This is a genomic window from Olivibacter sp. LS-1 (genome assembly GCF_008245145.1).
Lineage (GTDB): Bacteria > Bacteroidota > Bacteroidia > Sphingobacteriales > Sphingobacteriaceae > Olivibacter > Olivibacter oleidegradans.
The window spans coordinates 4869336-4895342 of record NZ_CP041643.1 but is presented as its reverse complement, the minus strand read 5'-3'; the positions used below and the strand labels follow the sequence as shown (position 1 = coordinate 4895342).

The 26007-nt window shown below is 43.2% G+C and carries 15 protein-coding genes; 8 read left to right on the top strand and 7 right to left on the bottom strand.

The window, feature by feature from the left end; all coding sequences use genetic code 11:
* Positions 1–72: 72 nt before the first annotated feature.
* Positions 73–3030, top strand: a complete 2958-nt coding sequence (locus FKG96_RS20230; protein ID WP_149105954.1) for an AsmA-like C-terminal region-containing protein — start codon at positions 73–75, stop codon at positions 3028–3030.
* Positions 3031–3117: 87 nt separating this feature from the next.
* Here the strand turns inward: FKG96_RS20230 and FKG96_RS20225 are convergent, their stop codons facing one another.
* From FKG96_RS20225 to FKG96_RS20200, 6 genes are all read right to left on the bottom strand, one after another.
* Positions 3118–3336 (bottom strand): hypothetical protein, encoded by a 219-nt coding sequence (locus tag FKG96_RS20225; RefSeq protein WP_210421321.1) that lies wholly within the window; start codon positions 3334–3336, stop codon positions 3118–3120.
* Between the two features lie 362 nt (positions 3337–3698).
* The gene (gene ilvD, locus FKG96_RS20220; RefSeq protein ID WP_149105953.1) at positions 3699–5387 is read right to left on the bottom strand and encodes a dihydroxy-acid dehydratase; all 1689 of its coding nucleotides are present in this window, start codon (positions 5385–5387) and stop codon (positions 3699–3701) included.
* Between the two features lie 67 nt (positions 5388–5454).
* On the bottom strand, positions 5455–6024 hold the full coding sequence (locus FKG96_RS20215) for a Crp/Fnr family transcriptional regulator (protein ID WP_130858385.1): 570 nt from the start codon (positions 6022–6024) through the stop codon (positions 5455–5457).
* 82 nt (positions 6025–6106) lie between these two features.
* Positions 6107–7483: a sulfatase-like hydrolase/transferase gene (locus tag FKG96_RS20210; protein WP_130858384.1), complete on the bottom strand. Its 1377-nt coding sequence runs from the start codon at positions 7481–7483 to the stop codon at positions 6107–6109.
* Between the two features lie 38 nt (positions 7484–7521).
* The gene (locus FKG96_RS20205; protein WP_149105952.1) at positions 7522–9027 is read right to left on the bottom strand and encodes a family 43 glycosylhydrolase; all 1506 of its coding nucleotides are present in this window, start codon (positions 9025–9027) and stop codon (positions 7522–7524) included.
* A 304-nt stretch (positions 9028–9331) separates the two neighbouring features.
* On the bottom strand, positions 9332–9913 hold the full coding sequence (locus FKG96_RS20200; protein ID WP_130858382.1) for a YdeI family protein: 582 nt from the start codon (positions 9911–9913) through the stop codon (positions 9332–9334).
* Between the two features lie 111 nt (positions 9914–10024).
* On the opposite strand from FKG96_RS20200, the gene FKG96_RS20195 reads away from it, so the two are divergent.
* Positions 10025–11215 (top strand): thioredoxin family protein, encoded by a 1191-nt coding sequence (locus FKG96_RS20195; protein WP_130858381.1) that lies wholly within the window; start codon positions 10025–10027, stop codon positions 11213–11215.
* 56 nt (positions 11216–11271) lie between these two features.
* Here the strand turns inward: FKG96_RS20195 and FKG96_RS20190 are convergent, their stop codons facing one another.
* Positions 11272–12405, bottom strand: coding sequence for a glycoside hydrolase family 43 protein (locus tag FKG96_RS20190; RefSeq protein ID WP_130858380.1), 1134 nt, complete (start codon positions 12403–12405; stop codon positions 11272–11274).
* A gap of 230 nt (positions 12406–12635) precedes the next feature.
* Between FKG96_RS20190 and FKG96_RS20185 the strand changes: the two genes are divergently transcribed.
* From FKG96_RS20185 to FKG96_RS20160, 6 genes are all read left to right on the top strand, one after another.
* Positions 12636–15623: a two-component regulator propeller domain-containing protein gene (locus FKG96_RS20185; protein WP_149105951.1), complete on the top strand. Its 2988-nt coding sequence runs from the start codon at positions 12636–12638 to the stop codon at positions 15621–15623.
* A gap of 68 nt (positions 15624–15691) precedes the next feature.
* Entirely contained in the window at positions 15692–16312 is a 621-nt protein-coding gene (locus FKG96_RS20180; RefSeq protein ID WP_149105950.1) for a response regulator transcription factor, read from the top strand.
* Between the two features lie 261 nt (positions 16313–16573).
* Complete coding sequence (locus FKG96_RS20175) at positions 16574–17182, top strand: phage tail protein (protein WP_149105949.1); 609 nt, start codon at positions 16574–16576, stop codon at positions 17180–17182.
* Between the two features lie 17 nt (positions 17183–17199).
* Complete coding sequence (locus FKG96_RS20170) at positions 17200–18357, top strand: ABC transporter substrate-binding protein (RefSeq protein ID WP_149105948.1); 1158 nt, start codon at positions 17200–17202, stop codon at positions 18355–18357.
* 21 nt (positions 18358–18378) lie between these two features.
* Positions 18379–25008 carry an MBG domain-containing protein gene (locus FKG96_RS20165; protein ID WP_149105947.1) on the top strand — a complete coding sequence of 2210 codons (6630 nt, stop codon included), beginning with the start codon at positions 18379–18381 and terminating at the stop codon, positions 25006–25008.
* A gap of 61 nt (positions 25009–25069) precedes the next feature.
* Positions 25070–25978, top strand: a complete 909-nt coding sequence (locus FKG96_RS20160) for a PorP/SprF family type IX secretion system membrane protein (protein ID WP_149105946.1) — start codon at positions 25070–25072, stop codon at positions 25976–25978.
* Positions 25979–26007: the final 29 nt, after the last annotated feature.

Genomic DNA, 26007 nt, shown 5'->3' with positions numbered 1-26007 from the left:
TATAAGGCCTGTTTGCAGCTCTCCGAGGCTGAATCGGTTAAACGCCTTGCGGCAGAACAGGAAATAGAATATATGTCGAACATCCTAAAAAAAATTCTTATTAGCTTGGGCTTAGCCTGCACTTTGATTCTGCTTGCCATAACTTTCATTACTAATTTTCTCTTTAAACCTGAGAAGATAACGCCCATAGCACTTAAGGCGATTAATCAACAATTGGATGGACAGGTTTTTTGTAAAAGCGTCGAATTAACTTTTTTTTCTTCTTTTCCACGTTTCGGTGCTCGTCTACATGACGGATATATTCTTTCGAGAGACAGGAGAGATACCCTAGTTGTTTTCAGTGACTTTCGGGGCGCCGTCAACATGACTAAATTACTTTTAAAAAAAGAAATAGATATTGAGCGAATTACATTGCGCAGGCCGCGACTTCATTTGGCAGTGGATCAGCACGGCAACGCAAATTATGATATTCTGAAGAAGGAAACGGCTGAAGCTACTGACACAAGCGATGTCCAATCGGCAATAAAAAAAATTCATATTAAATCGCTTCGCATCGAAGATGCCAGTTTTCACTATGAAGACAAAGGATCAAGACTTGATTGCCGAATCCCGCATTTGGCTCTTAAAATTGGGTTTGTTTACGACGAGGATCACCTCCTGTTAAAATTACATTCAGATAGTAAGCAGCTAACGATCACGAAGGGTGGATTTGTCTTTATCCGGCAATTGAACAGCCTTTTGGATACAGATATGAAGCTTGATAAGAAAAGTCGAAAACTCAGCTTTACCAATGGAACGCTAAAATTGAACGATATAGACTTTCTGCTTGACGGCGTCTTTGAACGACCCAATGGCAGAAAAGCTGTAAATGTAGCATTGCAAGCTAAAATGAAGGTGCCATCGCTGGCAAATTTATGGAAAATGGTGCCAAAAAGATACCTTAAGACAACAGATGTTGATGTTGGCGGTAGGGTGTTTTTAGTGTTGCAGACAAATGGTGTATACGGTGAAGGCAAGCTGCCTGTATCAAGGGCACAGCTTAAAATACATGGCGGTTCTCTGCGTTATAAAAAGTTTCCGGGCCAAATTACCGCCCTAGAGGCAGATGTAGAAAGTCTTTTAGACTTTAATGAGCGCCAACGTTCCGCAGTACGTATCAATAAGATGCTAATAAGAGGAACGGGCATACACCTTAGCGGTAGCATATCAGTACAAAACCTGTTGGATAACCCGGAAATTGAACCGGATGTCGAAGCAAATATCGATCTTACAAAAATTGGGTCAACATTTCCTATTGTCGAGGGATTGCAGCTCGGTGGAAGAGCGTTCATAGATCTCGCGGGAAAAATTACGTATACGGCTCAATCGGGCTTTGATTATCGCGATCTGTCATTACAAGGTAATGCTAAGCTCGCGGATCTACAAATAAACATGGCTAAAGAGGAGCTTCTTTTTCATACACCTTATACTGCACTGAGCCTGAAAAGAGATGAAAAGAATGGATTGTCCGGACAATTGGATATAGATAGGCTTAATCTACAATACGGAAAAAAACATAAGCTTACGGTGCAGGCACTTCATGCGCAGCTTTCAGGATCTAAAAAAGTCGACAAACGCTTACCGCTGAAATCGAAGATCAATTTGGCGGCTCTTCACTATCAATCTACAGACAGTATGAATGTACGCATTGAGAAAGCTTCCATCGCTGCTGCGGTTGGCCCAGGTAAGCTGCCACGTGCTCCTCATTTTGTTACGAGCTTCGACGCGCAGAATTTAGCCCTGCACTATGGACAAATGACACTGATCGTTGATAAAGGGTCTTACCAATTCAATGTCGAGAAAAATGAGCAGAAGCAATGGTGGCCAATAGGCTCCTTTAGCTTTTCGAAGCTTAAGGCGGCCATTCCTAATGTCGGTATGCCGCTGTCGATTAATCGTTCCCTTATTACTGTAAAAGGACATGATATTCACCTAAACAATGCTTTTGTGGCGCTTGGCGACTTCAAGATGAAGCTCGACGGCGAGGTACGCAACATCTTTCCGGTAGACAAGCGGGATACGCTTTTGTATGCTGATTTAAATCTGCATGCCCACTATTTGGATATTGACGAGTTAATGGGCGTATTGCAAGCCGAAAGCGCTAACGCAGGAGTTATAGAGCGTATGGCGGCGCCAGCGTTGACCGCCGCGCCACCCGTAACACCTATAGCAGACTCTACTCGTTTTACATTACCTACCAATATTCGTTTTACCTTTAACTCCTTTATAGAGCAATTGAAAATGGGATCATTAATGCTGAACAATCTTAAAGGTCAAGCCCGTGTTGATAACGGGCAGTTGAATTTACATGATTTCAGTTTAAAATCCGGTGAGGCTTCTCTGCAAACCAAACTGCGTTATAAACCACTGGCGAATGGTCAAGCTAGAATGCAATACGTGATTGACGTACGTAACATGAAAATGAATCAATTGAAGGATTTTGCCCCCACGTTAGACACTCTTTTCCCTGTTATAAAATCACTGGAAGGTAATGCAGATTTCAGTATAAAAGGCTCTGCTAATCTGAATAACGATATGGAGATCGATATCGGATCAGTAAGAAGTGTAGCCGCGTTGCGAGCTACCCACTTGGCCGTGCAAGACAATGAAGCGTTTAGGGAGCTGGCCAAAACCTTCAAGTTCAAGGAACGAGACAGCACATACATCGATTCGCTGAACGTAGAAATGTTAATTAAAGATCGGCAGCTAGAGATTTTACCCGCTTTGGTCGAAATTGACCGTTATCGCCTAGCAGTAGGAGGCATACAACATATTGATCTGTCCTATGATTATCATATCTCGGTACTAAAATCTCCGGTCCCTTTTAAAATGGGCGTAGATGTAAAGGGTAAGATACCTGACTATAATATTAGCATGACAAAAGCCCGATATAAGTATTATTTTACCGATAAAGAACGTTTAGCCAAAAAAGCCGATAGTACCATTATCCGTAAGAGAAATGCGGTTCTGAAACTGATCAATTTTGAGTAAAGGAAACGCTAAAGAGAGTTCAATTAGGTGATTTCAATCGGTAAAGTTTGCATATAGAAACTTTACCGATTGAAATCATTATTTGATTTATTCTAAGGTCGGATTAAACGTACCACCCCAGTTATTGTTCTGTTCAATTTTAGGATTTTTATCGATTATGCTTTCCTGAATCGGAAAGAAATAATAGCTTTCAGGTAACGAGTTTACTTTAACGCCTGATAGGGGAACTTGTAAAATGCTATATTTAAAATTGTTTTCCATCAGTTCGTATTTTTCGGCGAGTGTGCGTGCCTGTCCCATCGCCATTTCTGATCCATCAGTTTAACGCTCTCTCATAGTTCTTCATAATTTAGTAATACACACAATCATTCAGTCGAATACTTCGTCCTTACGGTAAAGACGAGTTCACGATTTTTCCTAGTTTATTGTGGTCAAATTGGTTACTGCGTGAGCAAACATATTCAAGCCTATATAAAAAAACAAATTGGTTTCGAGATCAATCGATTGCGTAGTTTACGCACACGTGTGCGTAAACGCAGGCTGTAACAACAAGAGGAGAGGGGGGTGAAGGCCTCTCTTAAAGAGGCCTGAATTGCATTTTTGTTACCGTTGCATGTGAAGAGTAAGATAACCTGAGAAACTTCTAGGCAATAAGGCGGCAGTCGCTACTATAGATCCGTCTTTAAGACAGCCCCATTGCTGGCATTTGTTACTAAAGCCCTGTATTGGCTAAGCCATCGCGATTGCAGCTTTTTTTTGAGGGGCACAAAATTCGCTTTTCTCTTCCCAATTTCCTCATCACTTAACTTAACCGATAAGATGTAATTGTCTACATCGATATGAATTTCATCTCCGTCTTCGATTAAACCGATCATACCACCCTCAGCCGCTTCCGGAGATACGTGTCCAATGGAGGCACCTCTAGTTGCTCCGCTAAATCTACCATCTGTTATTAGTGCAACAGAGCTGCCCAAACCCATGCCCATAATCAAGCTTGTGGGCGTCAGCATTTCTTGCATTCCAGGACCGCCTTTTGGACCTTCGTAGCGGATAACTACCACATCACCCTCTTTAACTTTTCCGCCGATTATGCCATCGACGGCTTCCTGTTGACCATTAAAACAAACGGCTTTGCCGGTAAATACCCTAGAACCCGTAAGTCCTGCGGTTTTGATAACGGCACCTTGTTCGGCCAGATTTCCATACAGAATTGCTAAGCCACCCACTTCACTGTATGGGTTATCGATGGTACGTATAATATTTTTGTCCTTAATTTCGGCTCCTACTATAAGTTGTAAAAGGTTTTCGCCGCTGATTGTTAAATTGTCTATAAGAATATTATTACTCCTTTTGGTCATCTCTTTCATCACAGCACTAACGCCACCTGCCCGATTAATGTCTTCCATATGAACATTCGTTAGGCTTGGTGAGATTTTAGCAATGTGCGAAACATTCCGTGAAATTGCGTTAATATCTTTCAGTTGAAAATCTAAACCTGCCTCATTTGCAATAGCAAGCATATGTAAAACAGTATTGGAACTACCACCCATTGCCATATCAACAGCAAAGGCATTTCGAACGGCGTTTTCGTTCAATATATTTTTCAGGGTGAATTTTTTACGTGCTGTCTCTTCTTTTGCAATCTCACAGATGCGTCGAGCCGCTTTTCTATAAAGTGTCTCCCGTTCGACTGTTTGGGCAAGGATAGTTCCGTTACCCGGTAGGGCTATGCCCATTGCCTCCATCAAGGTGTTCATAGAATTAGCCGTAAACATACCCGAGCAGCTTCCCGCACTTGGACAGGCATTACATTCGATATCCCGAAGTTGTTCCTCGCTAATAACCCCAGCCTCGTGCTTGCCCACTGCCTCAAATGCAGATGCGAGATCGATGGGAGTACCATCTTTTTTATAACCTTTTGCCATGGGACCTCCACTCACAAAAATGGTAGGTACGTTTACACGTAGTGCACCCATGATCATACCAGGTACTATCTTATCACAATTTGGTATAGCAATCATGGCGTCCAATTTGTGTGCGTTCATTACACTTTCTATTGAACTGGCAATTAATTCTCTACTCGGAAGCGAATACAGCATACCGTCATGTCCCATAGCAATGCCATCGTCAATTCCAATGGTGTTGAATTCAAAAGGGATGCATCCGTTTGCACGAATCTCCTCCTTAATGATGTTCGCCACCTTGTTCAAAAAAAAGTGTCCGGGAATAATCTCTATGAATGAGTTGGCTACACCGATAAAGGGCTTTTCGAAATCTTCATCCTTTAATCCGGTGGCTCTAAATAAAGACCGGTGTGGCGTTCTATGGTATCCTTTTTTTACTTCATCACTTCTCATGACTGATTTGCTTATTTACTTAAATCAATTTTGTTTCTGAAACGGGTATGCCGCTTTGATTCTACTATTATAAATTTGATTTTAACCTACTGAGTGTTTCGGGTGATATATTCAAATAAGCCGCTAAGTTTGCATTTGATAACCGCTGTACAAGTTCCGGGTTATTTTTTAGTAAGTTGCGATAACGTTCTGTTGCGCTCTGCGTAAGTAATCCGCTAAGCTTCGATGTAATAACGGTGAGACCGTATTCTAGGATATAAATATACATTTTGTCCCATGCCGGGATCGTCGTCCGCAATCGAAAAAAATCATGGTAGGAGATCACGAATAATTCCGAAGTTTCTACAGCCTGTATATATTCAGGTGCCGGTGTTCTTGAAATAAAACTAACAATTGACGTTAAAAAAGTATGCTCAAAAGCCATAAATCTTGTCGATACGCCGTGGTTATCATTATTGTAATAGAGCCGCAGACATCCCTTGTCAATAAAAAACAACTTATCTGCTACAGCACCCTCTGCAAGTAATAATTCGTTTTTTTTGGCGACAAGTGGCTTGAAATACCTCAGTATCTCGAGAACTTGCTTTTCTTCAAGTTGTGTTTTTCGTTGTATAAGGTCCTTTAGCATGTCAGACATCACCGTGAATTACAAGCCAAAGTTGCATTAAATAACTTTTAAAAACATTGACTTGCGTCAAAATCGAGCAACCGTATTCATGTTAAGGATTAGCGCGGTCGGCTGTTAATTCAGGTAAATAAGCCCGCCAAGTAATAAGCTTCGTTTTTAAGTCAGCTACGATATCCGAATGCCATGCGGCAACGTTGTTAGTTTCATATTTATCATCCACGATATTATATAATTCTACATTATCACCTTGGTAGTCAACTAACAGTTTCCACTTACCCGACCGGATCGCTAAGTTCGGACTCCGGTCTCTTCCTTTGGGATAGTTAAAAGCATAATCATTTCGCCCATATTCCCAATACATATCTTTTTCTCTTGAGGAGGGCTTTCCTAAGAATACCTTCATTCTATCCTCGCCGTCTCCTTTGTAATTAGGTGGTAGTGGAGCAGCGGCAATACGTGCCAAGGTGGGAAACAAGTCGCTTGAATTCAAGACCGACACACTGTCCGTCTGACCCGCAGGTGTATGGCCCGGCCATCGTACGATAAAAGGCATACGAATACCACCTTCGTAGAGTGAGAGTTTCGTGCCCCGCAAGCCGCCCGCCCTGCTGCCCTTAAAGCTCGGTAGCGGACCATTATCACTGGTGAAAATGATCAGCGTATTTTCAGCTAAACCCAGTTTCTCTAAGCCGTCAAACAACCTGCCCATTTGTTTGTCAAATTCAGCTAATACCAGCTTAAAAGCCTTCTCTTCGTCCGGATTCATTGGGAATTTACCCGATTGCCGACGATTTTCTTCCGGTACCCATGGCGTGTGCATGTCATCCGGCCAAAGGTTCACGAAACAAGGTACACCCTTATGCCGACGGAGGAAATCAAGCGTTTTATCTACAAAGTAAGCCGTTCGGTCCCAACGTTTGATGCTGTCCTCATCAGACCAGATCCAGTCCCTTGCAGTTAGGGCAGGGTCAGGATCCGGACTTTCGTACGTGCTGGCGTGCTCGTCAAAACCATATTTCTTAAAGCCCGGTGCATTTTTAATATCGCGGCCACCGCCCATATGCCACTTTCCAAAATGCCCGGTGGCGTATCCCGCTGCTTTTAATACTTTGGCCAATGAGGGGGCGTTTACATTCAAATAGTTTGCTTGCTCTGCACGCGCATTGCTTCGCCGATCATTCAGGAAGGTCGTGAAATTCCATTCAGCAGGGAACATACCCGTCAGGATACTGGTACGAGAAGGGCTGCAAATAGGAGCGGCGCTATAATACTGCGTATATTTAGTGCCTTCTTTAGCCAGTTGATCCAAATGGGGGGTGGGAACAAACTGGCCTCCAAAAGTGCCTATGTCGCTGAATCCCATGTCATCTGTAAGAATAATAATGATATTAGGTTTTTCTTGACCACGCAAATTGCCTGCCAATAATAGCAGACAGAAAAGACATATAAACTTACAATATAGTTTCATTTTTTTTTCAACCCGATTAATTCAGGGGACTTAAATTTTTACTCTCCTTTAATGTAGGCACCCGCTTCTGCAAGTCCGGGTTGCTGCTGACTATCATAACCAGCCAACGGGACTAACTTAAAGTACCTACAGGTACGCCTTACATCTATATTTAAGTATTGTTTAACCAAATTTACATTAGCCAATTCAAAGGTTCCCAGACTTTCCCACGAACTGTTGTCGTCGCTTATTAAAATTTCTATTTCTTTAACTTTTCGATCACCGCTTTTCTGCGCGAGCATAAAGCCATCCACTGTTAGGGATTCCCCCATATCAACGGTAATCCAATGATCGGGATAGTTTGTTGGATTGGATGAGTATCGCGTTATCCAGTACGAATTTACGTCATTATCAATCAATTTACTAGCCAAACGATTATTGACAGTCTCCTCAGAACTAAAGCTTGCAATAGACCAGTTATCAGTACGATATACTTTTCGAATGGGTTCGCCAGAAGGTTTTGCAATAGGTACACCAATCTTAACGGGTATACCGAAGTTGGGGGTTCCATCTGCATTCCAAGTAAATTGCTGAATGCGGGCATTCCGACCGTTTCCATCCCCACCTCCAGGTAAGCTCCGTGCATGATAAATAATCCAGTCTTCGCTATCGTCCGGCGATTTGAAAAAACCATTGTGGCCGGGGCCATAAGCGCCGCTTTCGGCATTCATAGAAAAAACGGGTTGCGGTGTTTTTACCCAGTCATCGGGCTTCATTGGATCTCCATCTATGTTCAGGCTTAGTAAACCTAAGCAATAGGTGTCAACCCAATAACCACTTGCTGAATATACCACGTGTACGCGACCACTCGGACTTATTAATACCTGGGGACCTTCGTTAATCGCACTACCATTCATTTCCCAAGGATGTATCGGACTGGAGATAGCCACCTTTTCGCTACTGATGGTCCATGGATTGCTCATCTTTGCAATATAGATACGTTGCGGAGCAGCACCGGCGTTTCCACCCGACCATAACATATAGCGTTGCCCTTTATATTCAAGTACGGTACCATCAATGGCCCACTCGTTGGACGGGTCGGCCACCTTTCCCTTGAGCACCCACTCTCCGGTCGTAGGATCTGCTGCCGCATTTTCTACGACATACATTCGATGATTTGCATTCTGCCCATTGTCTGCAGCAAAATACATATACCATTTATTATCAAGGTAGTGTAATTCCGGCGCCCATAGATTTTTGGAATATGGCATACCTTGTTCGGGTATCCACGCATCGTGGGCGCTCGCCAATGCCAACTCAGACATGTTTTTTGTTTTATACAAGACTAATTTGCCCCCCTGCGTGTATGTAAAGTAGTAAAAGCCATGTTTGTGCGTCACCCATGGATCGGCGCCTCGCGGTATGATAGGGTTGGTAAAAGTGCTATCTATAATAAAACCCATCATATCCATTGTTTCAGGGTTTGGCTGCATCTTAACGTTTTTTTCACAAGCGTACAAGAGCAAGAGACATAGATAACATAAATTGATCGTAATCTTTTTCATAATTTGGACATTATAATGGTGAAATAATCGTACTTTATACGCTACCGGTGCAGTTCATGAACACCTTCGTTTGTCCGTAATTTTAGAAGAGGCCCCAATCCGGTTCTATAGGACATAATTGGTTTTTAACAAACTTGCAAGAAACCCCTCACTCTGTAGGCAAATAAAAACAAACAAGCGGAATCGAATTGCACAATATGTCTCTATTTTTCACTAATTTTTATCAGTGTTTTGTGCGTTATTTGCAAAAGGATGTGGAATTAATTTCGGAATGATTTTGATAGGTATGCCGAGTAAGTACAAGTTAAAACGGTTTCGGTTTCATTCCTTTTGAAGCGAGTGCAGCAATCTGGTGTACTCGTTCCTGTCTTGTTTCAGGCCGCTTGGCTAGAACCAACCACTGTAACATTGCCTTTCTTGCGGACTTGCTCAGCCCTTCGAAAAATGATTTTGCCCCGGTATGAATCATAAATGCAGCTTCTAAATCCGCCGGAATTTTAAGTGCTTCCACTTCATCTAAAATCGTCCAGGACCCATTCTGTTTCGCCTTTTCAATACACTCCAAACCAGCTTGTGTCATTAAGCCGCTTGCTATCAATCTCTCCACTTTATCTTTGTTGATTTTTGACCATGTGCTTTTAGCTTTTCGCTTGCTGAAAAACTGATGGGATCTTTCAGGGTCTATTTTTATCTTTTTACTATCTATCCATCCAAAGCACAAAGCAACGTCTACCGCCTCACTCCAGGAAATGGAAGGTTTGCCTGAAGATTTATTATAAAGAACGAGCCAGACGGATGATTTTGATTGATGGTTTTTCTCCAACCATGCCCGCCAAGCTGTCAAATCCATTGGATAAAATATTTCGGTGTCTTCTTTTTGAATCATAACTTAGTTACTGTAATTAGATATCCGTGCAAACTTATATAAATATTAAATGGATGTTTACAATTTTCGCAAGTACACAAACAATATGATTACATGTTGGTATATTAGCATATGAAATTCTTTAGATCGAGCCCTTACGTTATTGTGATTGGCTTTTTACTGACTATATCGTCATGCCAACACCGCGAACAAAATAAACAGACGGACACTAAAAAGCAAAAATATCTTTATACACCCGAGAAAGGCGCGCTATCGATTATTAGCGAAACAGCGAATTCCGAAATAAAAAAAGTTTCTTTGTTCAAGGACAATGAGAAGGATTCCGTTATATCCGTCCCTATTGAGAACGGGAAATTCAAACTCAAGCTGGATACCGCTAATCTTAACGAAATTTACTTTATAAAAATAGAAGGAAAGTCCACAAAACGCGGTACCAGTGGGTTAGTTTGGGAAGCCTCCATCCCGGTTTTAGCATCCGCTTCTACAGATCTGAAGCTTGTACAACGGCCCTTTAATCACCCAGGCTCCATAAGCAAAACTGCCTTTTCGATTCAAGGTGGTGGAAAAGAACAAGAGTTATTAAATAAATGGCATACTGTACTTGCCGAACTTGAAGCGGAAGAAGAAGGACAGACAGAAAGTTACAGCCTTGGCGGGGCAGGCGTCACCAAAGTTTCGGGTAAGAAAGAACTTTCGAAAAGTCCTGCTTCAATTACTGAAGATTTCATCAAAAAACACCAGCCATTAATCAGCTCATTTTATTTGTTATCACGGGCGGGAAAACAGCGTCAATACGCAAAAGCATACGGGAATCTGTTAGAACAGGCGCCAATTGAGGTAAAGCAGAGCAAGTATGGCCTAGACTTTGCCAAACGACTCGAAAAGGTGCAAACGAAAATACAACGGTTAGATCTTCAAAAACAGGTAGTCGCAACCGATGCACAGCTTTCAGAAATTCCATGGGATTCTTTTAAGGATCGTAAATATTTGCTGCTGTCATTTTGGAATAGTGCAGATCAAGCGTCCGCCAAGGCGGTTAAGCAATTGGAACAAGAAGTGCCAGTTTTGGAGAAAAGAGGAATTGATATATTGCCGATTTCAATGGAAAGCCAATTCAGTAAGTGGAAAGAGAATACGGAAGGCCTGGATTTTAAATATAGTTATAGAATGAGAAACGAAGCACAACAGGACTTAATCAATACCCTATATCTTTCTGAGCTACCCAGATTTGTCTTGGTAAAACCCAACGGCGAAGTGATTAATGATGATTTCGATCTTAAACAACTCGACACGTTAGACTGAGCCAACGTTTCCTGATCAAAAGTAAAGGGAACCCACTGTGCAGGAGGTTCCTTTTTTTATCTGCTTGGAACTAGTTGAGGTGTCGTAGTCGGTCCCTCTACTATCAATTTCCCGTCTTCTGTTATCTTCATTCTATCAATAAAAACAACACGTTCTTCACCCGTTGATAAGGTCCGTGCGTGATACACGCAGAACATTTCCTTTCCGTCTGGCGAGTAGGTCACACTATTATGACCGGTTCCTGTTACCACACCACCACGTTCGCTGTTCTTCTGCAATACAGGGTTATTAGCCGCTTTGGTAAATGGGCCGAGCGGACTTTTGGAAGTCGCGTATCCTACGGCATAATTCTTACCCCCAAAGTAATTGGCCGAGTACATCATATAATAAGTGTCTCCCTTCTTAAAAATAGCGGAGCCCTCTGTCCACCGGCGATTAACTTCCTTTGACGTAACCGAACGACTTTCCCACTCCGCCTGTTTATCGCTCATTTCTACAGGAGGTCTTAATAATAAGACGGGCTCGCCTATAACGCCGCTGAAATCAGGTTTCAACTCAACACCATACACCCAACTTTCCTCTATTGTATCAAACCATCCCTTTTTCTTAGCCCAGGTAGCTACTTCGCTTTCCACGGGATGCTTATAACAGCAGCGGGAATAATAAAGATAAATCTTACCGCTGTCATCAAAAAGTACATTCGCATCGATAATAGGGTATCCAGGATCAAAAATTGGTTTATCGGTTAAGTCAACAAATGGCCCCGTAGGCTTATCCGCCACAGCTACTCCAATGCGAAAATTTTCAACCTCCTTGCCAGGGTTATCGCTCCATTGAGCGGAGTAAAATAGGTAGAACTTGCCGTTATGCGCATATACTTCCGGTGCCCAGTAGGCTCCGTTCCAAGCGGCGGTAGAATCGCTCCAACCATTTGGGTTACCGGCATAAAATACTTGGCCTTCATCTTTCCAATTCACAAGGTCGGTCGAAGAATAAGCAGCAAATCCATTTTTTGCAACTCCACCCGTGCCGTACATATAATATTTGTCGCCCGATACGTGCAGTACGTAAGGGTCACCAAATGCAACCGGCAACGGGTTTTGATAGGTGTTTTGCGATTGAGCAAACAGCTGGTTATTAAAGGATAATGTTAGTGAAAAGAAAGTGAAAATGCTTATAATTCGTTTCATTGTTGGTCATTCGATGCCGACAAATATAAACGCAGGAAAGTATAAAAGAAAATAAAAAAACTGTTCTTCTATCGATTCGTTTGGAGAAAGACTTTGGAGAACACTTTTTACCCAATTTTTATGTGTAAAAAAAATGAACAGAATGAATAAAAAAGATGGACAATATTTCGCTTAATTTATAATTAAAGTTTCGCACCAGATCAGATGGATGTGTTCCATTCTACCTATTCATGTATATTAGAAAACCTTTCTTGCTTATTGTTTTGCTTACACGTATGTTGTACGTGTACTCCCAAGAAGAGGGATTTATTTTTCGAGATGCCAAGTTTCCCGAAAATTTGCAGAGCCAAGTTATTACGGATGTTATAAGAGACAGTGCGGGGCTTCTGTGGATGGCTACTAGCGGTGGATTATGTCGATACGACGGAAACGAAACTATCTTCCTGAATAATAAAAGTAAACCCGCTATTCCGAACAGTAGAATTAAGACCCTTTTTCCCGACAGGCAAAACAACCTTTGGATCGGAACTGAAAATGGCCTCGTACGCTTCGATTTGCGAAGTTGGGAAATGAATTTTGTAAAAAACCCGGAATTAGACCAATATGTTCATAAACCGGATATAGAGTGTATTGGGCAAGGGCGCAACGGCAATATATATGCAGGGTCGTTTGATGGTAGACTCTATCAGGTCAACGGTGATAGCCTAAAACTTCTGCTTGATATCAATCGGGATTATCCAAACCATTTCAACAAGCCTTCTATCGTTTCCATCTCAGAACCTTATGCCGGAGAACTTTGGGTATCCACGAAAGCAGGGAAAATGATCCGTCTCCGAATCCGGGAGGGTTATTTATCACCCCCGACATACTTTGGCTTACCTGAATTGAATAATACAGAGATTGAACAAGTGCACTTTCATCCCTCGGGAAAATGCTTGTTAAACATTAAAGATCGTGGTTTGTATCTTTTTGATACTCAAAACGGAACTTTTGACCAAATTCCGGCATTGGAAAGGAATCAGGTTGGTAAGGACGGTACCGTATATATGGCACCTTTCAATAATGATCACATCTTGATATTCACGAATAAAGCAAGTATCGGTAAAGAACAGCTGTTTACATATAACTTTCCGACCAACCATGTAAGCAAGCAAGAAATGACCTACCCCGACAACCTAAAAGATGATCATATCGTATGGTTTAAAAATTTAGGTAATAGCTTGTTGATGTCGCTTAACAATCATGTCTTAGAGTTATTGCCCACTAATCATCGATTTCATACGCTCCTTAGCAATGGTACGTCAATCAATAGTATACGAAGCATCTATAAGCACAGTGACGGCACGCTCTATGTCGGATCGTACAAAGATCGATTTATTGCCATAAACGAGCGGACCGGAGAAAAGGAAACACTCGGTGGGCAGTTTGTTTATCGGATACTTCCATGGAGTAAAGACACCTTATTATTAGGAACGGAAGGAAGTGGCTTGCTCTGGTTCGATCGAAAAAAAAAACGACTTTCATCTATTAGGCTTAGTTTGGCGGCAAAAAGCGAAAAACTGCCAGTTGAAGCCATGACAACGTTGACGCGTGTTTCGCATGATTCTGTATGGGTAGGCACTTATGCAGGCTTATATATGGTTAATCCTTATTCGAAAACATACCGGGTAGTGAAACACCCTAAACTTGCACGATTAAAGATATTACATGTAACACCCGTTGGAAAAAAATTATGGATCGGTACGCCCGAAGGGCTATTTATCTGGGATTGCCAAACTAACAGCTTGCAAACAAATGCCTTGGGAAACGCAGTGTATTGTATTACGCCGGTAGATGATACTTTTTGGATAGGAACACACGGAGAAGGCGTTTGGATATTAGACGGGAATGGAGCGGTACGGCAGAAAATCACCAATGAAGATGGCTTGGCTGATGATATTGTGTATAGTATATTAACCAAGGCAGACCATGTCGCGGTAGCCACCCATAATGGTTTAAGTATGATTGACAAACAGACAAAGCAGATTGCTAATTACTCTCGACTGGATCGATTGCCAGCAAATGAATTTAATCAGGCGGCTGCTTTTCAGCAGGGCAATACCTTTTACTTGGGAACCATCAATGGTTTGCTTTATTTTAATGCGGAGGCGCCTCGTGTGCCGCAAGTAAGAAGATTAACGAAAACCACTCCCCTAAATATTACCAGCTTTACTACCGAGCGAGCAGGCCAGGGATTGGAACGGCATTACACCTTCCCGTATAAACAAGATAAAAGGCTTATAATAGAAGCTGGGACGCGCTATTTTACGATTGGCTTTGGCGGGGTGAGTGAGCTGGCCAAAGAGCTACAGTTTTTTTATCGATTGGATGGACACTTGGATTGGCTGCCTTTGGGGCGTCGGCAGGAAATTACCTTCGTTGAAACGCCGCCCGGCAGTTATCAGCTGCACCTTGCTTCTCGTCTGCCGGATGGGCGGTGGACTAACGCTAGCCTAATCGTGCCACTTCAAGTGAATCCCACCTTTTATCAAACAATTTGGTTTAAATGCCTGCTCGTATTGTTTTTCGCGATCATTATTTGGGCAATCTTTAAATATCGTGAATATATACAAATCAAAGAACGTCGTTTACGAATTAGCATCGCCAGCGATCTTCATGATGAGGTGGGAAGTTCTTTAACACGCATTTATTACCAAGCCGATTCGCTGAACAGCAAAATAAACGGGTGGAGTGGAGAAAATAAGCAATTGCAACAAATCGCAGATACTAGTAGGCAAGCCTTATCTACCATGAGCGACATGGTTTGGTCGATCGATTCGCGTTTTGATACAATAAAAGACCTGGTTATCCGTATGAAAGACTACCTGTATAAACTTCAGGAGGAGGTAGATTTTCAGTATAAGTTTGAGATTCGGGGAGCTTATGCCTCAAACGGCTTGTCACAAATTGTAAGGCAGAACCTTTTTCTTATTTTTAAAGAGGCTGTGACCAACGTGATCAAGTATGGCGATGGTTCAGAAGCAATCATCGAGCTGGTTATCGACAATACTATACACTTGTCGATTAAAAATACCTGTTCAAATCCTAAGGAATTATTTGTAAATCACCAAGGTGGACGCGGACTCCAAAATATGAAGGAGCGCGCTGCTAAAATGAATGCACAGTTGTCTATTGTTGAAGAGAATCAATATTTTCAGGTGCATATAATACTTATGTAGTTTAAAACTAATGCATGCACCCCCATTGGGGGGGATGTAGAACCAAAAATAATAAATAGTTTTAACGCATGATACGTTTAGGGATAATTGAGGATGACGAGCATATTCGTACAGCCCTGTTAAATTTTTTCAAAGAACAGCAAGGTTTTTCTTGTCTTTTAGCGGCGGGCTCGGTAGAAGACTTTATGAGTCAGTGGACAGACAATACTTATCTCGATGTGGTTTTGTCAGATATCGGGCTGCCTGGAGAATCCGGAATTAAAGGGATTTCCCGCATAAAAAAGAGAGCACCAAAATGTCAGGTAATTATGCTGACTGTTTATGATGACGCAAAAAGGGTTTTTCAAGCCTTGTGCAATGGCGCTTCCGGTTACCTCTTAAAGCAAACGCCTTTACAAAAAATCAAAGAGTCTGTTATTTCACTTTGCGATGGGGGAGCACCGATGTCGCCAGGTATTGCACGACTGGTGGTGGAGTCTTTCAACCCCAGGGTGACGCCTGATCCAAAAGAAAAACTTACACCGAGAGAAGAGCAAGTCGTAAGTGCTATTGAGGAAGGACTAACTAATAAGGAAGTCGCACTGCGTTTGGATATTGCTGTAGAGACCGTTAAATATCATATTAAAAATATCTATCAAAAGCTAGAGGTCAATAGTAGACATGCATTGATCAGCCGAAAATTTAAATAGTTCATGTGTAAGAAGCTTTGTTTAATAAATTATGCCTTGTATCAGCTCCTACACTAAATAACAAGTATATCCAGGCTACGCTAGCTCCTCCTCTTAGCCACAGTGCACAACCCTTAATTTCCACACATGCGATCCCCCCCAAAGGAGGGATACAAAGTGAGCAAAATTTGTGTTCATTTTGTGCTGTTGTGGAAATTGTGTGAAATATTTCATATCCACAATAGCAGTCAATATACGTAACACATACTAAACTCAAAAATTATGGCAGCAGATCCTCTTTTAAGCGAAATAATGATATGGGCGCCCAATTTTGCCCCAAGGGGTTGGGCATTTTGTCAAGGGCAGCTCTTAGCCATCAGTTCAAACTCCGCACTGTTTGCACTGCTTGGAACTACTTATGGTGGGAATGGTACAACTACCTTTGCATTGCCGGACTTGCAAGGTCGCGCGGTAATTGGCCAAGGACAAAGTCCAGGCGGGTCCAATTATACGCTTGGACAAACAGCGGGCACAGAAACCATCACCTTGACATCGGCCCAAATGCCAATGCATACACATCAAGCAACGTTCACGCCAACTCCCGGGAGCGTTTCCGTTGGTGTTTCCACGAACCAAGCACAAACACATGTAGCCACATCTGGTAGCGTATTGGCAGCACCCTATGACCCCAATAACGCAGCATCATTAAATGGCTTTATCGATCAGGCAAATGCGGGCACTTTGGTCAATCTCGGTGGCGTATCAGCAACCGGTGGAGGAGACGTAGCTGTAGGATTCGCAGGCGGCAATATACCGTTCAACATCATGCAGCCTTATCAAGTACTCAATTTTGTAATTGCACTGCAAGGTGTATTTCCTTCGAGAGAATAATCCCTTTTACCTTTGATATGCAAAAGTTAAAAATAGGATTCTTAATACCCTATTCAGGGGTGTTCAAAAATCTTCGCAATGATTTCAAGCAAGGTGTTATGCTTGCCTTGGCGCAAAGGACACCGAACTGCCGTATCGAAATCATTGAGGAGTTTATTCAAACCGGCGGTCAGTCCTTTGTCGAAAATGCACTAAATAAACTGGCTTTATTCGATCAAGTCGATATGATCATTGGTGTGGTAGGTACCAAGGTTACTCAAAACTGCTTAGAAATCATCAATAAATACCGTATACCCGTCGCGATAGCTAATTTAGGTGGATTTGTTCCTACGTATCAATTCCGGTCAGATTATCTCTTTTATACGAGTCTCGATCTTTGGAAAAGCGAGTGGGTGATGGGGAAATGGGCGCAACGGGAATACGGCGCGGATCCATGTGTAAGCCTATCGTATTATGAGGCAGGGTATAATATGCACGAATGTTATCGTTATGGCTTACATGCGGCTGGAGCTAGCCACGTCAAGCTTAATTTTATAAATGGAATGACTTCCATGCCAAACACCCTGCTTCTCATCAATCAATTACAAATGTTGATGCCAAACCACACCCACGCCATGTTATCGGGAAAAGAAGGAGAGCAGTTTCTCCGCTATTATCAGGAAAGTAAGATATCCTCTCGCACCGCATTAAGTGTGGCTCCGTTTATGACGGATGAGTGCTTGGAAACAAGCGACCCATTCGTGACAAATCTAACCAGCGCTATAACCTGGACCTACACATTAGAAACAGGCGCTAATCAGGATTTTATACAGGCTTATGAGAGTAACTATGACGAGAAACCGATAGTGTATAGCATGCTTGGTTACGAAGTAGGCTTATGTCTTTCAAAAGCGATTCGTGGACATGAAGATAAGAAGATCACACGCGATTCATTGGCTAGTGTGCTGGCAGCGATCACCTGCCTCGGTCCACGAGGGGAAATCAACCTTAAAACGACGCCTTATCAGTCCAGTCACCCGGTATATGTCCGGCTCTCACAAATCAATCGTAAAACAGGCCTAGTAGAAAATAAGGTAATTGACCAGGATCCAGGTATCAGTTGGGAGCACCCTGAGATGCTGCAAGCGGCCTATCAAAATAGTTCCGGGTGGCAGAATCCTTACTTATGCGTCTAGTCGATATTTTAACAAGTATATATGAAATACTTTTACCCTACAAAATTTTTCAACTACCTAATAACGCTTTGCGGACTGTTATTCAGTGGTCTTATTGTACATGCACAAGTACTCAATTCCGGTGTTTATGACTGGGAGGGCTTTAATGCAGGAGAGGTTCACGCCATTAGCACAAATACGGCACCAGCCACCTGGGAGGTTGGTAATGGCTTTTCAGCCATTGCAACGGGAAATGGCAATGGTAGTCAAATCAGGGTGTTAATTGGCACTAGTTTAAGTACAAAAGTGTTACGTTATGATGCGTTGGCTGGCGCTACGCTTCATTCTGCCACTTTAAAAAGTACCTCTGGAGATAATTTTGGTATAAGGCAATTTAACATTTGGCCTACCCAAAATGAAACCCAGATGATTGAAATTTATGTAAAAAGAGATGGTGTTCTTATTGATACCATCCGGACTTACTATCAACCCACTATACCCATCCATAAAATTGCCATAAGTTCAAGCGACTATCCATTCTTGGCGAATATGGATGAGCTTGAAATAGTTGGTTTCAACATAGGTGTTATGTTGGATGATATTGAAGTAATGACTAATCAGGCTCCTGTCGCGATGGATGATGCCGTATCGGTAAGGGAAGATACACCCGGCACTGGGAATGTCTTGACGAATGATAGTGATCCGGAAGAGAACGCCCTGACCGCCTCTTTGGTGACGGCGCCCGTAAATGGCACGATCGTACTCAATGCGGATGGTAGCTTTACTTATACACCAAGTGCTAATTTTAATGGTTTGGATAGTTTACGATATCAGGTTTGCGATAATGGTACACCTTCTCGATGTGATACAGCATGGGCACACTTTCAAATTGAAGCGGTAAACGATGCACCGGTAATTGTGGGACTACCTGCCGATATTACCGTGCGAGAAGACGCTACCGAAGATGCATTGGATATTTCGTCGGCGACAATAATGGATGTTGATGCGGGTGTGGGACAAGTCTCCTTAACGTTGGACGCCACCGGCGGAATATTTGATATTGCAGCAGGAACTGGAATCTCCATAACGGGCCATTTGACTGGAAAGTTAACATTGACGGGAAATCTGATAGATCTTAATAATTACATCAATGTGCCTAGTAATATTTATTTCCGACCTGATCATAACCTGTCAGGCGACAATGCGGCTCTGGTAGAAGTTTCCATCAATGATAACGGTAACACCGGTTCAGGCGGTGCAAATAATGTAGTCGTTGGTACTATCAATATAGATATTACGCCGGTGAACGACGCTCCGATGGCTGTAGACGATGCTGTCAGTACAGCGAAAAACGTAGCAGCGATAGGGAATGTTTTGACGAATGATACAGACCCTGAAGGGAATGTGCTGACTGTCTCACTGGTGACGGCGCCGGTTAATGGAACGGTGGTATTGAATGCTAACGGCAGTTTCACGTACACACCAAACACTAATTTTGTCGGCTTAGACAGCCTGAACTATCAGGTATGCGATAATGGTAGCCCGTCCTTATGCGATACAGCGACTGTCAAGTTTACCGTAAATTCAACAAATGACGCTCCGGTTGCAGTTGATGATGAAATTATTGTAACTGAAAATGAACCTGCAACGGGTAACGTTTTGACGAACGATAACGATCCCGACGGGAATGCGTTGACTGCCTCACTGGTGACGGCGCCTGTGAATGGCACAGTCGTGCTGAATGCAGACGGCAGTTTTACCTACACGCCAAATTCAGACTTTTTCGGTCAAGATAGTGTAATCTATCAAGTATGTGATAATGGCTCGCCTTCACTTTGTGACACCGCAACGCTTAGAATAGCAGTAACTGCTGGAAACCCACGAATAAATATGGTAAATACAACTGCCTCAAACGGTTTGTATAAATTAGGAGATGAGATAAGTATCGTAGTTGTTTTTAATCAAATTGTCGTCGTTCAAGCGGCAGGGGGAAACCCCACGCTGACATTAAATACAGGTGTCGTGAACAGGGAGGCCGAATATGTTTCCGGATCGGGTACCGATGCCATAACATTTAATTACACGGTGCAAGCAGGTGATCTCAGTCATGACCTGGATTACCTATCAACCACCGCATTGAGACTCAATGGTGCGGTGATAAGAAACGGGGCTTTAGTTGATGCGGATCTCACATTGCCAAATACTGGTGGTCCAAACTCCCTTGCCGGTCAACATGATATTGTCGTTGATGGAGTTACTCCCGTTTCAACCTTGGTTATTGTACCAAATAATGGATATTATAGAATGGGAAGTTCACTAAACTTTACGGTGAATTTCAATGAGCCTGTTACCGTTAGTGGCAACCCTTACCTGAACCTAACTATTGGAGCAGCACTTGTTCAGGCGGCCTATGTTGCAGGTTCAGGAACTAGCACGCTTGCGTTTAGCTACGCCGTGCAAAGCGGAGACTTAGATTTAGATGGGATCACCTTGGCCGGAATTATCGGCAATGCAAGTGTTATGCAGGACGCTGCTGGCAATGAGGCTTCCGCTATGTTGAATAATGTACCGAGTACAGCAGGAATTTTCGTCAATACCATACAACCAAGCGTAACGCTTTCTACGGAGGCCAGTTCTCCAGTTAGTAGTCCTTTCACCGTAATTGCAACGTTCAGTGAAGCCGTTACTGGATTTACACTTGAGGATATTATAGGAAGCAATGCAACACTTAGTAACTTACAAACAAACGATAATATTTCTTATTCGTTCTTAGTGACACCCGCGGCGGGGGGAATTGTGCAGATCTACATACCAGCTGATATGGCGGTTAATGTCGGTAGCAATGGTAACCTAGCATCCAATACACTAAGTCTTCAGTATGCGACGATTATTACGGGCATAACCTTGGATGACGGGTCTTTTGTGTATGACGGCACCGCAAAATCGCTGGCTATCGCCGGCACCTTACCAGCGGGCACGAGTGTCAGTTATGAAAATAACAGTCGCACCGATGTAGGTACGCAGGAAGTAACGGCCACGATTAGCGGTGATAATTATGAAACACTGATATTAAAAGCAAACTTAACGATTACCAAAGCCGCTATCACAGGCATCAGTTTCCAAGATGGATCTTTTGTATACGACGGAACAGCAAAATCATTGGCCATCTCAGGTACTTTGCCAGTAGGCACCAGCGTTAGCTATGAAAATAACAGTCGCACGGATGTAGGTACACAGGAAGTAACGGCCACAATCAGCGGTGACAACTACGAAACCCTGGTGCTGAAAGCAAACTTAGCGATCAGTAAGGCCACCATTACGGGCATAACCTTGGATGACGGGGCTTTTGTGTATGACGGCACCGCAAAATCACTGGCCATCTCAGGTACCTTACCGGTGGGCACCAGCGTTAGCTATGAAAATAACAGTCGCACGGATGTAGGTACGCAGGAAGTGACGGCCACCATTAACGGTGATAATTATGAAACCCTGGTAATGAAAGCGCGCTTAACAATTACCAAGGCCAACATTACGGGCGTAACGTTGGATGACGAATCTTTTGTATATGACGGCACCGCAAAATCACTGGCTATCTCGGGGACTTTGCCAGTGGGCACGACTGTTAGCTATGGAAACAATGGTCGCACAGATGTAGGTACACAAGAGGTAACAGCAACAATCAACGGAGCGAATTATACCGATCTAGTGTTGACCGCCAATCTGACAATCACCAAGGCATCTATAGATGATGTATCAGATATCACTTTTGTTGATGGATCTTTTGTATACGACGGAACAGTAAAATCATTGGCCATCTCAGGTACTTTGCCAGTAGGCACGAGTGTCAGCTATGAGAATAACAGTCGCACGGATGTAGGTACGCAGGAAGTAACGGCCACCATTAACGGTGATAATTACGAAACCCTGGTGCTGAAAGCAAACTTAACGATTACCAAAGCCGCTATCACAGGCATCAGTTTCCAAGATGGATCTTTTGTATACGACGGAACAGCAAAATCATTGGCCATCTCAGGTACCTTACCGGTGGGCACAAGCGTAAGCTATGAAAATAACAGTCGCACCGATGTAGGTACACAGGAAGTAAGTGCTACGATTAGCGGTGATAATTATGAAACGCTGGTACTGAAAGCAAACTTAACGATTACCAAAGCTGCTATCACAGGCATCAGTTTCCAAGATGGATCTTTTGTTTATGACGGCACCGCAAAATCACTGGCTATATCGGGGACTTTGCCAGCGGGCACGAGTGTCAGTTATGAAAATAACAGTCGCACCGATGTAGGTACGCAAGAAGTAACGGCCACAATCAGCGGTGACAATTACGAAACCCTGGTGCTGAAAGCAAACTTAACAATCAGCAAGGCCACCATTACAGGTGTAACGTTGGAAGACGGGGCTTTTGTGTATGACGGCACCGCAAAATCACTGGCCATCTCAGGTACCTTGCCCGCGGGCACGAGTGTCAGTTATGAGCATAACAGTCGCACGGATGTAGGAACACAGGAAGTGACGGCCACCATTAACGGTGATAATTACGAAACCCTGGTGCTGAAAGCAAACTTAAGGATTACCAAGGCCAACATTACGGACGTAACGTTGGATGACGGATCTTTTGTTTATGACGGCACCGCAAAATCACTGGCTATCTCGGGGACTTTGCCAGCGGGCACGAGTGTCAGTTATGAAAATAACAGTCGCACCGATGTAGGTACACAGGAAGTAAGTGCTACGATTAGCGGTGATAATTATGAAACGCTGGTACTGAAAGCAAACTTAACGATTACCAAAGCTGCTATCACAGGCATCAGTTTCCAAGATGGATCTTTTGTTTATGACGGCACCGCAAAATCACTGGCTATATCGGGGACTTTGCCAGCGGGCACGAGTGTCAGTTATGAAAATAACAGTCGCACCGATGTAGGTACGCAAGAAGTAACGGCCACAATCAGCGGTGACAATTACGAAACCCTGGTGCTGAAAGCAAACTTAACAATCAGCAAGGCCACCATTACAGGTGTAACGTTGGAAGACGGGGCTTTTGTGTATGACGGCACCGCAAAATCACTGGCCATCTCAGGTACCTTGCCCGCGGGCACGAGTGTCAGTTATGAGCATAACAGTCGCACGGATGTAGGAACACAGGAAGTGACGGCCACCATTAACGGTGATAATTACGAAACCCTGGTGCTGAAAGCAAACTTAACAATCAGCAAGGCCACCATTACAGGTGTAACGTTGGAAGACGGGGCTTTTGTGTATGACGGCACCGCAAAATCACTGGCTATATCGGGGACTTTGCCAGCGGGCACAAGTGTCAGTTATGAGCATAACAATCGCACGGATGTAGGAACACAGGAAGTGACGGCCACCATTAACGGTGATAATTACGAAACCCTGGTGCTGAAAGCAAACTTAACAATCAGCAAGGCCACCATTACTGGTATCACATTGGAAGATGCAAGTTTTGCCTACGATGGTAAGGCCAAGTCATTAGCAATAGCAGGTACTTTACCAGCAGGCACTACTGTTAGCTATGGAAACAATGGTCGCACAGATGTAGGTACACAAGAGGTAATAGCAACAATCAACGGAGCGAATTATACCGATCTAGTGTTGACCGCCAATCTGACAGTAACCAAGGCCGCTATCACCGGCATCAGTTTCCAAGATGGATCTTTTGTATACGACGGCACCGCAAAATCACTGGCCATCTCGGGGACTTTGCCAGTAGGCACAAGTGTCAGTTATGAGAATAACAATCGCACCGATGTTGGAATGCAGGAAGTAACCGCTAAGGTAAGCGGTAGCAATTATATCCCACTCACGCTAAAAGCAACCTTACAAATAAGGACTGTTGAGCGTAGTATCGATTTCGCGGAATTACCGGAAAAAACCTACGGCGATAACGATTTTAATGTACAGGCTACGGCTAATAGTGGGGAGGCGGTTAGTTACATTAGCAGTAATACCAACGTAGCGACAATCAGTGTCGACGGGCGTATCCATATTGTTGGCGCTGGTGAAACTATTATTACGGCCACCGTTCCGGATAACGCTAATTATAACAACAAGCCAACGGTAAGTAGGAAACTAATCGTTAAAAAAGCTTCGCAAGAAATTAGTTTCACGGAACTAGGAGAAGTAGCCCGTAACGTAGGCCGTCTCCCGTTAACGGTAAGTGCAAGCAGCTCCCTGCCGATTCGGCTAGAAGTAAGCGATCCACAGGTAGCAACTGTTTCCGGGACAACCCTTAATGTCCTTCGGTTAGGTACCGTAATGATAACGGCTTTCCAGGAAGGAGACGCCAACTATGAAGCCGCAAACCCTGTAAGCATCCGGGTGCAAGTAATAGATAAGGGAGCTGCGTTACCCATAAAAGTACACAAAGCGCTTTCACCAAATGGAGACGGTATCAATGATTTTCTGATGATCGAAGGAGTTAAAGACTATCCTGATAACAAACTTATCATTGTAGACCGGAACGGTATGCAAATCATAGAGATGAGCGGTTACAATAATGAAGACAAAGTGTTCCGAGGGCTTGGTCCTGGTAATAACCAGATTCCTCCAGGAACCTATTATTATCTCCTGGAAGTAAAAGTGGACGGAACTTGGAAGCATGAAAAAGGTTATTTCGTAGTCCGATATTAAGTGGTCATCAAAGATAGACGCCTTCTTTTTAAGAATGAAGGCAGCGAAAATATAAGCTAACATGAACAGTATAAAATTCATATCAGTTATTGCGGTCCTATTGCTGCACCTTACATTCGCAAAAGCTCAACAGGCTCCCACGTATAATCAATACGCTAATCAGCCAACCGCCTTGAATCCTACTGCAAGTTTGTTACGGCCAGATGGCGAGGTTGCTTTGTTGGGCCGCAAGCAATGGGTTAACCTAGAAGGTGCGCCAACTTCCTATTGGATGACTGCGCATGCACCTTGGCACAAATTTAATGCGGCGATAGGATTAAATGTGCGCCATGAAAGTCTGGCCATTGAAAACGCAACGGAATTAAGTGCCTTTCTGGCGAAGTCAGTTCGGCTTTCGGAGAACGAGTACTTGGCAATGTCCATGAGCTTAGGGGTCAGCTTTTATAACGGAAGTTTTAGTCAAGTAGATCCAAATGACCCTGCGTTTCGTTCTGATATTCGCGAAAGTACCGCTTTGATGGGTTTCGGTGTGTTGCTTTATCGGCCCGAAGGTTATTATGTCGGTCTTTCCATGCCAAGACTTGCCCTGTCAGATTTAGGATCTGGAGGCGATATAAATCGACAATATAATTTCAGCAATCAATATCACCTCATGGGCGGTGCTGTGCTTCGGCTTGATCAGAGTTTTGACATAAAACCCGCATTCCTGGCAAGTTATATTCCGGGAGTGCCCTTACAGGCAGATTTTTCTGCAATGATATACGTGCAGAAGAAGGCTGGTTTGGGGTTAAATGCTCGCACTAATAGTGATTTATCTGCCTTGCTTGAAATCATGGTGGGGCCATTGAAGCTGGGGTATAGTTATCAATTTAACTCCAATGATAATCCACTTAAACGAAGAATCGATAATGCCACTCACGAGGTCGGTTTAAGTTATCGATTTGGAAGTGGTAAAGCCGGTATTTTATAAGTTTATTGGAAGGTGGTCCTATTTACTCT

Excerpts from the sequence above, each read along its gene's own strand:
- FKG96_RS20230 (WP_149105954.1), top strand. The coding sequence starts at position 73 with ATGTCGAACATCCTAAAAAAAATTCTTATTAGCTTGGGCTTAGCCTGC.
- FKG96_RS20225 (WP_210421321.1), bottom strand. The coding sequence starts at position 3,336 with ATGGCGATGGGACAGGCACGCACACTCGCCGAAAAATACGAACTGATG.
- ilvD (WP_149105953.1), bottom strand. The coding sequence starts at position 5,387 with ATGAGAAGTGATGAAGTAAAAAAAGGATACCATAGAACGCCACACCGG.
- FKG96_RS20215 (WP_130858385.1), bottom strand. The coding sequence starts at position 6,024 with ATGTCTGACATGCTAAAGGACCTTATACAACGAAAAACACAACTTGAA.
- FKG96_RS20210 (WP_130858384.1), bottom strand. The coding sequence starts at position 7,483 with ATGAAACTATATTGTAAGTTTATATGTCTTTTCTGTCTGCTATTATTG.
- FKG96_RS20205 (WP_149105952.1), bottom strand. The coding sequence starts at position 9,027 with ATGAAAAAGATTACGATCAATTTATGTTATCTATGTCTCTTGCTCTTG.
- FKG96_RS20200 (WP_130858382.1), bottom strand. The coding sequence starts at position 9,913 with ATGATTCAAAAAGAAGACACCGAAATATTTTATCCAATGGATTTGACA.
- FKG96_RS20195 (WP_130858381.1), top strand. The coding sequence starts at position 10,025 with ATGAAATTCTTTAGATCGAGCCCTTACGTTATTGTGATTGGCTTTTTA.
- FKG96_RS20190 (WP_130858380.1), bottom strand. The coding sequence starts at position 12,405 with ATGAAACGAATTATAAGCATTTTCACTTTCTTTTCACTAACATTATCC.
- FKG96_RS20185 (WP_149105951.1), top strand. The coding sequence starts at position 12,636 with ATGTATATTAGAAAACCTTTCTTGCTTATTGTTTTGCTTACACGTATG.
- FKG96_RS20180 (WP_149105950.1), top strand. The coding sequence starts at position 15,692 with ATGATACGTTTAGGGATAATTGAGGATGACGAGCATATTCGTACAGCC.
- FKG96_RS20175 (WP_149105949.1), top strand. The coding sequence starts at position 16,574 with ATGGCAGCAGATCCTCTTTTAAGCGAAATAATGATATGGGCGCCCAAT.
- FKG96_RS20170 (WP_149105948.1), top strand. The coding sequence starts at position 17,200 with ATGCAAAAGTTAAAAATAGGATTCTTAATACCCTATTCAGGGGTGTTC.
- FKG96_RS20165 (WP_149105947.1), top strand. The coding sequence starts at position 18,379 with ATGAAATACTTTTACCCTACAAAATTTTTCAACTACCTAATAACGCTT.
- FKG96_RS20160 (WP_149105946.1), top strand. The coding sequence starts at position 25,070 with ATGAACAGTATAAAATTCATATCAGTTATTGCGGTCCTATTGCTGCAC.